Origin of the sequence: Paenibacillus ottowii (genome assembly GCF_006874425.1) — a bacterium.
GTDB lineage: Bacteria > Bacillota > Bacilli > Paenibacillales > Paenibacillaceae > Paenibacillus > Paenibacillus ottowii.
Genome location: NZ_VIJZ01000008.1, coordinates 44,063 through 56,437, shown reverse-complemented (window position 1 = coordinate 56,437; position 12,375 = coordinate 44,063). Strand labels below are relative to the sequence as shown.

The window sequence follows — 12,375 nt, the reverse complement described above, 5'->3', positions numbered from 1 at the left end:
ATACAATTTAGTATCAAATAGATTCTATGAACTCTACGAGAGGCATAGGAATGAATAAACAGCTTTTATACCCTATTCAAATACCGGCAAGATCGGTTCATGAAGACGGTTATTTCAGGATGTTGTTAGGAGGGCTAGAGGCATGACTGCAATAAGACAAGATGCATGGAGTGCGGAAGATGATTTGATATTGGCGGAGGTGACATTGCGGCATATCCGGGAAGGCGGAACACAGCTGGCTGCGTTTGAGGAGGTAGGACAAAAAATCGGTAGAACCTCTGCAGCATGCGGCTTTCGTTGGAATAGCTGTGTGCGCAAACGTTACGATGAAGCGATTAGCATTGCCAAAGCGCAGCGCCAGAAGCGCAGTTATATTCGCAAGCAGAGCCCGGTAGGTGTATCGCAGGTGGCGACCTTTGCCACACTCGATACAGTCGAAGGGGGATACAGAACAGATGGCACGAGTGAAGATACGTTATCTATTGATGCAGTAATCCGCTTCTTGCGTCAATGGAAGGGGTCTATGCAGGAAACGAATCGGCAGATTAAGATGCTGGAGAAAGATTTGCGGGAAAAGGAAGAAGAATTAAATCAACTTCGCTCCATTAATGACCGGCTCTCCAAAGAAGTAAATGAAGTGCAGACGGACTATCGTGTTGTAAATGATGATTATAAAGCTCTGATTCAGATTATGGACCGCGCCCGGCGTTTGGCTTTAATCACTGAAGATGAGGAAGAACTTAAATCCAGGTTCAAAATGGACGCGAATGGGAATCTGGAGCGCATTGAGTAGCAAGATTACAAAGGCTTTTTAAATAAAACGTCAACTATCGCTTGGCCATAGTTGGCGTTTTTGTTATTTCATTGGAGTGCATATGATATAGTAGAAAAAAAGATGGAAGCGAGACGATACAAAGTGATTGATATTATTGGAGCGGGTTCGCTGGGATTGCTGTTTGCCGGGAGATTGTCGGCCTCAGGTGCTGCAGTAAGACTATGGACACGAACACTTGAACAGGCACGCGTCATTGCTCGTGAGGGGATTACTGTGCTTGATAAGGAGGGACAGGTGGCTCTTCATGTGTCGGGGGACAAGCTAAAGGTAGCGCCATTGGCAGATTGGCAACGGTTAAATTCACAGACTCCGGCACGGTGGATTATGTTTTTAACCAAACAGGGGGCGATAGGAGAAGTATTGGGACAGATCCAACCTGTAGCTCAAACGGAAAGAGATACAGGGATTATTTGTTTGCAAAATGGAATCGGTCATATAGAACGCATCAGACAGGCGTGGCCTAAAGCTGTAGTATATTCTGCTGTGACAACTGAAGGAGCCAAGAGACAAGGCGCAGCGACAATTGTACATGCAGGAGCGGGCTTGACTGAAATTGGATGTTTAGAGGATAGAGAGGAAGAACATCACAATGATTTCAAGCAATGTGTGCTAAATCGGTTGCTTGTAGCAGGATTTGACGTTTGCTTGTCGAAAGAAATCGAGAAAGGGATCTATCGCAAGTTGTTGATTAACGCTGTGATCAATCCACTGACGGCCGTATGGCGAGTTCGAAATGGCGAGCTGCTATCAGAGCCAGTACGAATACATATGATGCGCAAGCTGTACGATGAAGGCATTCAAGTGTATGAAGCTCATGGTATTCGCTGGGAAAGCGCATGGTGGGATCAAATTATGGATGTTTGCCGATCAACGGCAGAGAATCACTCGTCCATGCTGGCTGATGTACTTGCACAGTCCATGACCGAAGTTGCTTCCATTAACGGGCAGCTGGTGCAGATGGCAAAGCGAGCTGGAATGAGTGCGCCAACTCATGAGGTATTGTGGCAATTAATTGAAGGAATGCGGCTAAAAGAGGGGTGATCAGTTGAGTCTTTTACAAGGTACTATTATCACTTTCAGTATTCTTCCCTTTTTTCCGTTTTTAATTGTGTTTGTGGTTTGTCGCTACATTCTTAAAATGGAAAAAAAGAAATCATTGCTTACTTCTATGGATATCACCACTTTTTTTCTGATATTTTCCGTTGCAGCACTTTTTAATGTCCTGTTTACATCGCGATTCGGTTTTTATTTGATTCTACTGCTCCTGTTACTGGCATTGGGTTTAATTGGGGGAGCTCAAAACCGAATAAAAGGAAAGGTTGATGGTAAAAGATTATGTAGAGCGGTCTGGAGATTAACTTTTATGGCGATGACATTGGCGTATACTTTGTTGACTGTAGTTGGTATATTTAAAAATATATTCAACTCTATGTGATATAATGTGACATGAAATGGTGAAAAAATATGAATTAAACATGTTTTTTTGAAAAAAAAGCTCAATTTGAAGAAATGTAATGTAGATTTTTTTGACCGCTGGTTGTATAATCTATAAACATATACCACTTTAGAACTAGGGGGAAAACGCTAGATGAAAAGGAAAAGCTTTTTAGTCCTTTTGACACTCGTTCTTGCAGTTGGCGCACTGCTCGCAGGTTGCGGCGGCAAGAATGATACCAATGGTAAGGGCGCACAAGAAAACACCTCGACTACGCCGGCTGCGGCCGACAAGCAAATTTTGCGCGTTAACCTTTCTTCCGAGCCGCCAACCTTCGATCCGGCACAAGCTCAGGATAGTCAAACGAACGCGGTTCTGAAAACTTTGTATGAAGGTCTCGTACGTATGGGTTCTGACGGCAAAGAAATCCCTGGCGTTGCTGAATCTTGGAAAATTTCCGATGACGGCAAAACCTACACGTTCAAGCTTCGTGATACTGCAAAATGGAGTAATGGCGACCCAGTCAAAGCAAGTGACTTCGTATTCGCTTGGCAACGGGTACTGGACCCTTCGACAGCCCCTGCACCTCCATATGCTTACCAATTGTACTATATCAAAAATGCTGAGGGCTACAACCTGAGCACTTCCAAATCTTATAAAGGTACTAAAATTACAGACTTTAAAGATGTAGGTGTCAAAGCTGTTGACGACCATACATTGCAAGTAGAGCTGGAACACCCAACTCCTTACTTCTTGGGGTTGACTTCTTTCTACACTTTCTACCCTGTAAACCCTTCTATTAAAGGTAATGACAAGTGGGCAGTTCAGAAAGACAGCATGATTACTAACGGACCTTTCAAATTGACGACTTGGGATAGCGGTCAAAAGATCGAAGTAACCAAGAACGAAAACTATTGGGGTAAAGACGAAATCAAGTTGAACAAAATTACGATGTCCCTTGTAAACAGCGGTGCAACTGAGCTGGCTTCGTACAGAAGTGGACAACTTGATTATGCAGGTATGCCAACAGGCGAAATTCCTACTGATCAAATTACGGCTGTGAAAAACGAATTGCCTAACGAATTTAAGGCTAAAGGAATTGCAAGTACGTACTACTATCTGTTTAATGTAACGGAAAAACCATTTAACAATGCAAAAATCCGTAAAGCGTTTGCGATGGCTATTCAACGTCAACCGATCGTTGAACGTGTAACAATGGGCGGTCAAATTCCTGCTTATGGTTTTGTACCTCCAGGTATCAAAGGGGTTTCTCAAGAATTCCGTAGTGAGCATAAAGATGATTACTTCAAAGAAGACTTCACTGAAGCTAAAAAATTGCTTCAAGAAGGTATGAAAGAAGAAGGCATGACCACGCTTCCTACTATTACTATGCTGTATAACTCCAGCGAAAGTCACCAAAAGATTGCTTTGGCAGTAGCTGATATGTGGAAGAAAAATCTTGGTGTAGACGTTAAAACTCAAAACCAAGAGTGGGGCGTATTTATCCAAACACGTAACAAGCTGAATTTCCAAATCGCTCGTGGTGGCTGGTCTGCTGACTATAATGATCCGATGACATTCTTAGATATGTGGACAACAGGCAATGGTAACAACAACGCGGGTTATGCTAACCCTGCATATGACTCTTTGATTCAAGCAGCCAAAACAGAAACGGATCCAGCTAAACGTATGGAAGATTTCGCAAAAGCTGAGAAAATTCTGGTTCAAGATGATATGGTAATGCTTCCGATCTACTATTATTCAAATGTTTCCTTAACGAAACCGAATGTAAAAGATATCGGGCTTGACTTTAGTGGAGCAATTGATTTCACAAGAGCGTATATTACACAGTAACTAAAGCTCAATTCTGAAGTTTGATAGTTACTTCGGGATATATATGTGGTTTGAACCATATATATCCCGTTTTTTTTGTGTGTCCTAGTCTTTTCCATCATCATGTAACCATGCAAATAAGTAGATTGGATAGTCCAATTCTATTTCGATAAAATCGAATGGTGTCGAAAAAATTTATGGGGGGTGTAAACGGGCAATGACGCGTTATTTGATCAGTAAATTCTTTTATATGTTGCTGTCTTTGTTCATTCTGATCTCTGCGACGTTTTTTCTCATGAAAGCTATTCCGGGTAACCCCTTCATGAGTGAAAAAGCGACTTCTCCTGAGATTCAAGCCCGGTTAATGGAGCAATATGGGCTGGATAAGCCTGTGTATGTCCAATATTTTAAATACTTAGGTGATATTGCTTCAGGTGATTTTGGTATTTCTATGAAAAAACTGAATCAAAGTGTAACTGACATTATCGGACAAACCTTTACGGTTTCCCTTAAACTCGGATTTGTTGCCATAATCGTGTCGATAATTGTCGGTATCTTGCTAGGGATGCTAGCAGCTTTGTATCATCGTAGGCTCATAGATAACGTCGCTATGGTATTAGCTATCTTGGGGATCGCGGTTCCCAGCTTCGTTCTGGCATCGTTAATTCAATTTTTCTTTGCTCAACAGTTAGGCTGGTTTAATGTTATGGGCTTTGAAGGTCCGATGGATTACGTTCTCCCAGTTGCAGCTCTATCTGCTTCGCCGATTGCGTTTATCGCTCGACTAACGCGTTCCAGCATGCTGGAAGTGCTTCATGCGGATTATATTAAGACTGCCAAGGCTAAAGGCTTGAAATCCATTACAATTATGTTCAAACACGTTATACGTAATGCAATTCTGCCAGTTGTTACCTATGTAGGACCAATGGCGGCTAATATTATTACCGGTTCGGTCGTTATTGAACGAATCTTCGGGATTGGCGGTATCGGTAAGGTGTTCGTGGATAGTATTACAACCCGTGATTATACGATGATTATGGGAGTAACTATTTTTTATGGTATTTTGTTGATGGTGGCGCGTTTTATTACAGATATTGCATACGGATTTATTGATCCGCGGATTAAGCTTACTGGCGGGAAGGAGGGATAACTTTATGTCTGTCAAAGATAATGCTGTGAATTTGGATAAGCTTCAAGTGAAACCAGAAGATTTCCAGAGAGTCGGAGCGGATGAAAAGCAGGCTGAAGTTATTCAGCGTGAAAGCTTATCCGCTTGGCGAGATGCTTGGGAGCGACTTCGTAAAAATAAACTGGCTATGACGAGCTTAAGCGTTTTGGTTCTCATTGTGCTTGCTTCAATTGTTGGTCCGATGCTGTCGCCATACGATGATCGCACAAATGATTTGTTGAGCACCAATCTTCCTCCGTCGGCGGAACATTGGTTCGGAACAGATGATCTGGGGCGTGATATGTTTGTACGTACTTGGATGGGCGCTCGAATTTCCTTGATTATTGGTTTGGCTGCTGCAATGATTGACTTGTTGATTGGAGTAATCTATGGTGGAATTATGGGTTACTTTGGTGGCCGCGTTGATGAAATCATGAATAAATTTTCTGAAATTGTGTATTCCATTCCTTACTTGCTTGTTACAATCCTGTTGCTGGTTGTAATGGAGCCAAGTGTTACCACAATTATTATTGCACTTTGTGTAACCGGGTGGATTAACATGTCGTGGATTGTACGTGGTGAGATGTTACAACTTAAAAATCGAGAATTCGTACTTGCTTCCCGTTCAATGGGTGCTGGTGCAGGTCGCTTGTTGTTCCGTCACTTGTTGCCTAACGCGGTAGGACCCATCATTGTCACACTGACCTTGACAGTTCCAAACGCGATTTTCTCCGAGGCATTCCTGAGCTTCCTTGGATTAGGAGTACAGGCTCCTCAAGCGTCGCTGGGTTCAATGATTGAATCAGCTCTGACCGGGTGGATGTATTATCCATGGCGGATGCTTTTCCCAGCAGGTTTGATCAGTTTGATTATGCTTGCGTTCAACCTTTTTGGCGACGGCTTGCGTGATGCGCTTGATCCGAAGTTGAAGAAATAGGAGGTGAGATCATGGTGAGTAGCAACAATTTAATTGAAGTTGAAGGTCTTAAAAAGTATTTTAATGTTGGCAAAAACCGTGTGCTCAAAGCGGTGGACAACCTGAATTTCTATATTCGTGAGGGTGAAACGCTAGGGATGGTTGGCGAATCCGGTTGTGGTAAATCTACAGCGGGTCGTACTATTTTGCGCTTATATGAACCTACAGCAGGTAGCGTGCGTTTTAACGGCACTGATATTTACAAATTATCACCGAGTAAAATGAAAGCAATGCGTCGTGATATGCAGATGATCTTTCAAGATCCATATGCATCATTAAATCCGCGTTTTACCGTGTCTGATATTATTGGTGAGGCACTGGATATTCACAATATGGCGGGTAGCCGTGCAGAACGTAAGAGACGGATTGAAGAGTTGCTCGATCTGGTTGGTTTGAACCCAGACCACGCAACACGCTATCCGCATGAGTTCTCTGGTGGCCAACGTCAACGGATCGGTATTGCCCGTGCACTGGCTGTTAATCCTAAGTTCATCATTTGTGATGAGCCGATTTCAGCGCTTGACGTATCTATTCAGGCTCAAGTTGTCAATCTGTTAAAAGAGCTCCAAGAACGTCTCGGCCTGACCTACCTGTTCATTGCGCATGATCTGTCGATGGTCAAGCACATCAGTGATAGGGTAGCTGTAATGTATAGAGGCAGAATGGTTGAGCTTGCTGAAAGTTCTGAATTATATGCCAATCCGATCCATCCATATACGAAAATGCTTTTGTCGGCGATTCCACTTCCTGACCCGGAAATCGAAGCCAACAAAAAGCGAATCATTATACCTGACGATCAAGGTGGACCGATTCATAACACGTCCGACAATAAAGCAGGGGCTTATAACCTAGAAAATGCCACGCTGATTGAAGTATCTAAAGGACATTTTGTAGCTGAACCCTACGCCTGATCTTGTTAAAGATACCAACCGCCGAATTATTCGGCGGTTTTTTTGTAGGAAGCTTTGACGTGGACATGGGCTTTCGGTACAATCAAGCAGTAAGGTTTTGGTGGAGACAGGAGGCAGACCCATGAAAATAATTCCGGAAATGCTTCGCGGAGGGTCGGCTTTGGCAGAAGACTACATTCAGGGTACAGGACGCGCAAGCGATTTGTATGAATATGATATTCTGCACGCCGATGCTTATGCCCAACGGGCGAAGTGGCTGGATAAGACGGAGCATCTGCGATTAAACCGTAAGGATGTCGTAGCATGTCTTCGTATATACAATGAGCAACACAATTCGCATGAGGCGGTTCGTACTTCATTGGACCGTTTGGAAAGTCCAGATGCTTTAGTAGTTGTTGGCGGGCAGCAAAGTGGACTGTTCACAGGTCCGATGCTGGTCATTTACAAAGCCGCTACGATTATTAAGGCAGCTAGAGAAGCTGAAGAGCGGCTTGGGCGTCCGGTTATTCCGGTTTTCTGGATTGCTGGTGAAGATCATGACTGGGACGAGGTCAATCATACATACGTAATGGCACAAGACCGGCAAGCAGTTAAAATCAAGCTGAATAAGCAGCCTGAACGTCGTTCTTCGGTAAGTGCTATTAAAGTCGATACGGCTGAGTGGAAGCAAGCGATGGCGGATATAGAGCAAAACTTGCCAGATTCAGAACATAAGACCGATATTATGCGTATGATTGAGCACGGTTTGACAGATTCATACGGACTAAGTGATTCCTTTGCCAGACTGATGGGACGTTTGTTTGGCACCTATGGATTGGTGCTTATGGACTCTGCAGATCCTTCACTGCGCAAGCTGGAGACATCCATTTTTAGACAGTTGGTTCAGCACAATGATGAGTTGGAGACAACTTATCAGACTACCGCTGCGCGAATTATGGATTATGGTTATCATTTACAAGCGGATGTGCATGAAGGGGGGGCGAACCTTTTTTACATTTATGAAGAGGAACGCCTGCTGCTTTTCAAAAAAGCTGGATTATTTACAGACCGGCGTGGTTTGGTCGCGTTTACTGCGGATGAACTGCTTGAAGAGATAGATAGACACCCCGAACGTTTTAGTAACAATGTACTAACCCGTCCTCTCATGCAGGATTCACTCTTCCCGGTGCTGGCATCTGTGCTGGGACTAGGAGAAATTGCCTACTGGGCGATTACACGGGACGCTTTCGGGGTGCTAGGGATGCAGATGCCAATCCTGCTGCCCCGAATGTCTTTTACATTGATGGAGCCAGGTGTGGAAAAGCATATGCTTAAGTACGAACTAACTTTTGCTCAAGTTAGAGACGGGCTTGTGGAACGGAAAAAGCAATGGATTGCTACTCAAGATCAGCTTGGAATGCAGGATCAGTTTTCCACGGCTAAGGATGCCTTTGTTCGTATGTATAAACCGCTGATACAGCAGGCAGGGATGATAGAAAAGGGTTTGCTACAGCTCGGAGAAACCAACTGTGAGAAAATTCTAGGGCAAATCGCCTATCTGGAGGCAAAGGTGCAGGAAGCACTGCTTCGGCAAAATGGAACAGCACTTCGCCACTGGGATTATATCGAATGGTCGCTTTTCCCATTTGGACAACCGCAGGAGCGTGCGTATACAGTCTATCATTTTCTGAACCGTTACGGTCTCGACCTGATGGATATGATTATGGACGTGCCATTGGATCTGTCGGGAACGCATCGTGTGATTTATGTATAAGGATCATAAACCCATTTAACTAATATATAGGAGGAAACAACGTATGACTTCCCATTCTCTGCAAAATAGCATTATTCACGATCTTAAATTGGCCCCAGAAGGTCATTTGAAAATTGATTGGGTAGAAGCCCATATGCCAGTATTGAACCGTATACGTCAACAATTTGAGCAAGAGCAGCCTTTTGCCGGTCTGAAGGTAACGATTTGTTTGCATTTGGAGGCCAAAACGGCTTATCTGGCTAAAGTGGTACAAGCAGGTGGAGCACAGGTAACCATTACAGGAAGTAATCCATTGTCAACACAAGATGATGTTTGCGCCGCATTAGTTGAAGATGGTGTAACGGTATTAGCTAAATACAATCCAGATCCTGAGGAATTCAAGAATTTGCAAATCAAGGCGCTGGAAACTAAGCCAGATCTCATTATCGATGACGGTGGCGACTTGGTTACTTTGTTGCAATCTGAACGTCCTGATCTGATTTCTACGATCCGTGGAGGAGCAGAGGAGACCACTACAGGGATTATTCGTTTGAAGGCTTTGGAAAAAGAAGGGCAGCTTCACTTTCCGATGGTCGCTGTAAATGATGCTTACTGCAAATATTTGTTCGACAACCGTTATGGTACAGGCCAGTCAGCTTTCGACGGCATTATTCGTACGACTAATTTGGTAGTGGCAGGAAGTACAGTAGTGGTAGTAGGTTACGGCTGGTGTGGCAAAGGGGTTGCTATGCGTGCAAAAGGGCTGGGAGCCAATGTGGTGGTAACCGAAGTTGATCCAATCAAGGCCGTAGAAGCCCATATGGATGGGTTTCATGTGATGCCAATGGTGGAAGCTGCCAAAGTGGGCGATTTCTTCATTACAGTAACTGGAAATAAAGCTGTGATTACAGGCGAACACTTTGATGTGATGAAGGATGGAGCTGTGCTGTGTAACGCAGGCCATTTTGATGTGGAGGTTAGTAAGCCTGAGCTTGCTAAACGCTCCGAATCCATTCGCACAGTGCGTCGAAATATCGAGGAATACCGCTTTAAGGATGGACGTAAGATGTATTTGCTCGCAGAAGGGCGCCTCGTAAATCTAGCTGCCGCTGACGGTCATCCTGCGGAGATTATGGATACGACATTTGCGCTTCAGGCACTTGGCTTGAAATATGTGAATGATCGTTACAACGAGCTAGGCAAAGCCGTGATTAATGTACCTTATGAAATTGATGAGCAGGTAGCTCGTTTCAAGCTTGATAGCTTGGGGATCAAGATTGATACATTAACAGAAGACCAAAAGGTCTATCTGGATAGCTGGAACGCGTAATTATTTTCAGTAATGATGTCCGCTGCAGAAGTGTTGCATTTTTAATGCAAGTGCTTGTATAGGTTGACATATGGATCGAGTATAAGCCCTTTATTCCATGTTGTTTCGAAACCTGATGCATATTGTCGGGGTTCGTTTTCATGGGATAAGGGGCTTTTTGGCATCTTATGACGCACGGCTACAATAACAGACAGCATGCCATGAATCTAGAATTATCACTTTTTCGTCATGAAAAAGAGGTCTTTGATTTTTTAAAGCGAATCTATTATGCTTAGGTGGTGGAAAGTGGGCCAAAGTGGGAGAATGGGGTAAGGGGTGACGAAACCAATGTTTATGGGGGAGTTCCAACATAGCATTGATGATAAGGGGCGGCTTACTGTCCCAGCCAAGTTTCGTGAACTTCTCGGTGCCTCGTTCGTGGTTACCCGCGGGCTGGATCAATGCCTCTTCGTGTATCCCATGGATGAGTGGGCTGTTATGGAGAAAAAACTTAAAGCACTGCCTCTAATGAAAGCTGATGCGCGGGCGTTTACCCGGTTTTTTTTCTCGGGGGCGACTGAATGCGAATTGGACAAACAGGGCAGGGTAAATTTACCGGGGAATTTGTGCGAATACGCCAAGCTTACAAAAGAGTGCGTCGTATTGGGAGTGTCCACCCGGGTAGAGATTTGGAGCAAGCACACTTGGGAGCAATATTTCAACCAATCAGAAGAAGCATTTAACGACATTGCTGAGAAATTGGTTGATTTCAACTTTGAATTGTAATTTAGGAGGTCAGCCGTTTGTTTCACCACATTACCGTACTCAAGGAAGAAGCAACACAGGCACTAAACATCAGGCAGGACGGGATTTATGTGGACTGCACGTTGGGAGGGGCAGGACACAGTTCCGTCATTGCATCACAGCTTGGCCCTGAGGGAAGGCTCATTGCCTTTGATCAGGACGACTGGGCATTGAACAATGCACGCGAGAAGCTGTCAGCCTATGAAGGAAAGGTTTCATTAGTGAAATCCAACTTCCGCCACTTGCAGGACAAGCTGGCCGAACTGGGATTGCCTGAAAAAGACGGCGTTCCGCAGGTCCAGGGTATTTTGTTCGACCTGGGTGTATCCTCGCCCCAGTTCGATGAAGGGGAACGGGGATTCAGTTACAATCATGACGCGCCGCTTGATATGCGGATGGATCAGAGCAGTTCGCTTACAGCATACGAAATTGTTAATGAATGGCCGGAAGCGGAGATTGCCCGTATCCTGTTTCAATATGGAGAAGAGAAGTTCTCCAGGCGGATCGCGAAGATCATGGTTGAACGTAGAATGAACAAGCCTATTCACACAACGGGGGAACTTGTCGATATTATCAAAGAAGGAATTCCGGCTGCGGCACGCAGAACCGGGGGACATCCGGCTAAACGCAGTTTTCAGGCTTTGCGGATTGCTGTGAATGACGAGCTGGGTGCACTGGAAGATACTTTGCATCAGGCAGTAAGATGTCTGGCTCCAGGGGGCAGAATTTCGGTTATTACGTTCCATTCCTTGGAGGATCGGATATGCAAGCATATTTTCAAAGAGTATTTGGCGAAAAGCATCTATCCGTCTGATTTGCCGATTCTGAATGACAAAATGGTAGGCGATCTGAAGCTGGTGAATCGTAAGCCGATTGTGGCATCAGAACAGGAATTGGAGCTTAATCCACGATCCCGGTCAGCCAAGCTGAGAGTTGCCGAAAAATTGTAAATTTAATGGAGAAGGAGAGGCGACATGGCTTATACACGCGGTAATTTGGCTGTGAAAGAAAGAGCCCATCAGGAACAGGTTCAGCAACAACGGTATCGTGAAACCACTAAAGTCGTTACACGCCGCAGAGAGCTGCCGATTCGAGAAAAGCTGCTGTATCTATTGACACTTGTAGCATGCATTGTCATTGCTGGGACGTTGATTGGCAGGTATGCTCACATTTATCAAATTAATTATGCAATTAGTACAGCCAGCAAGGACATTTCCAAATTACAGACCAATATCGCCCAACTGAAGATTCAAAAGGAGCGTTTGGAGAATCAGATTGTGCCAACGGCAAAGGAACAAGGGTATATCGAACCAACAAGAGAGCCCATTCGTGTGGAAAAGCAGGCTGCCAAATAGTTCAGAGCATAGCATCA

12 protein-coding genes are annotated in these 12,375 nt (G+C 44.4%); all 12 read left to right on the top strand.

Translation table 11 applies throughout. The features are described from left to right. The first annotated feature begins 142 nt into the window (after window positions 1-142). The 12 genes from FKV70_RS18325 (at window position 143) to FKV70_RS18270 (ending at window position 12,358) form a co-directional block, all read left to right on the top strand. Complete coding sequence (locus FKV70_RS18325; RefSeq protein ID WP_063210124.1) at window positions 143-793, top strand: RsfA family transcriptional regulator; 651 nt, start codon at window positions 143-145, stop codon at window positions 791-793. 102 nt (window positions 794-895) lie between these two features. Beyond that, the gene (locus tag FKV70_RS18320; RefSeq protein ID WP_142613757.1) at window positions 896-1,876 is read left to right on the top strand and encodes a ketopantoate reductase family protein; all 981 of its coding nucleotides are present in this window, start codon (window positions 896-898) and stop codon (window positions 1,874-1,876) included. Window positions 1,877-1,880: 4 nt separating this feature from the next. Then, entirely contained in the window at window positions 1,881-2,270 is a 390-nt protein-coding gene (locus FKV70_RS18315) for a DUF3397 domain-containing protein (RefSeq protein ID WP_063210126.1), read from the top strand. A 153-nt stretch (window positions 2,271-2,423) separates the two neighbouring features. Then, entirely contained in the window at window positions 2,424-4,124 is a 1,701-nt protein-coding gene (locus FKV70_RS18310) for a peptide ABC transporter substrate-binding protein (RefSeq protein ID WP_063210127.1), read from the top strand. 196 nt (window positions 4,125-4,320) lie between these two features. Beyond that, complete coding sequence (locus FKV70_RS18305) at window positions 4,321-5,253, top strand: ABC transporter permease (protein ID WP_063210128.1); 933 nt, start codon at window positions 4,321-4,323, stop codon at window positions 5,251-5,253. Window positions 5,254-5,257: 4 nt separating this feature from the next. Beyond that, window positions 5,258-6,208: an ABC transporter permease gene (locus FKV70_RS18300; protein ID WP_063210129.1), complete on the top strand. Its 951-nt coding sequence runs from the start codon at window positions 5,258-5,260 to the stop codon at window positions 6,206-6,208. Window positions 6,209-6,219: 11 nt separating this feature from the next. After that, window positions 6,220-7,158, top strand: coding sequence for an ABC transporter ATP-binding protein (locus tag FKV70_RS18295; protein WP_208738424.1), 939 nt, complete (start codon window positions 6,220-6,222; stop codon window positions 7,156-7,158). 121 nt (window positions 7,159-7,279) lie between these two features. Continuing rightward, window positions 7,280-8,911 (top strand): bacillithiol biosynthesis cysteine-adding enzyme BshC, encoded by a 1,632-nt coding sequence (gene bshC / locus FKV70_RS18290; RefSeq protein WP_142613756.1) that lies wholly within the window; start codon window positions 7,280-7,282, stop codon window positions 8,909-8,911. A gap of 43 nt (window positions 8,912-8,954) precedes the next feature. After that, complete coding sequence (locus FKV70_RS18285) at window positions 8,955-10,220, top strand: adenosylhomocysteinase (RefSeq protein WP_063210132.1); 1,266 nt, start codon at window positions 8,955-8,957, stop codon at window positions 10,218-10,220. Window positions 10,221-10,547: 327 nt separating this feature from the next. Beyond that, on the top strand, window positions 10,548-10,985 hold the full coding sequence (gene mraZ / locus FKV70_RS18280) for a division/cell wall cluster transcriptional repressor MraZ (protein WP_025677696.1): 438 nt from the start codon (window positions 10,548-10,550) through the stop codon (window positions 10,983-10,985). Window positions 10,986-11,002: 17 nt separating this feature from the next. Further along, a complete protein-coding gene (rsmH, locus tag FKV70_RS18275; RefSeq protein WP_064796053.1) occupies window positions 11,003-11,953 on the top strand; it encodes a 16S rRNA (cytosine(1402)-N(4))-methyltransferase RsmH in 951 nt (316 codons plus the stop codon). Between the two features lie 24 nt (window positions 11,954-11,977). Further along, on the top strand, window positions 11,978-12,358 hold the full coding sequence (locus FKV70_RS18270) for a hypothetical protein (RefSeq protein ID WP_142613755.1): 381 nt from the start codon (window positions 11,978-11,980) through the stop codon (window positions 12,356-12,358). Window positions 12,359-12,375: the final 17 nt, after the last annotated feature.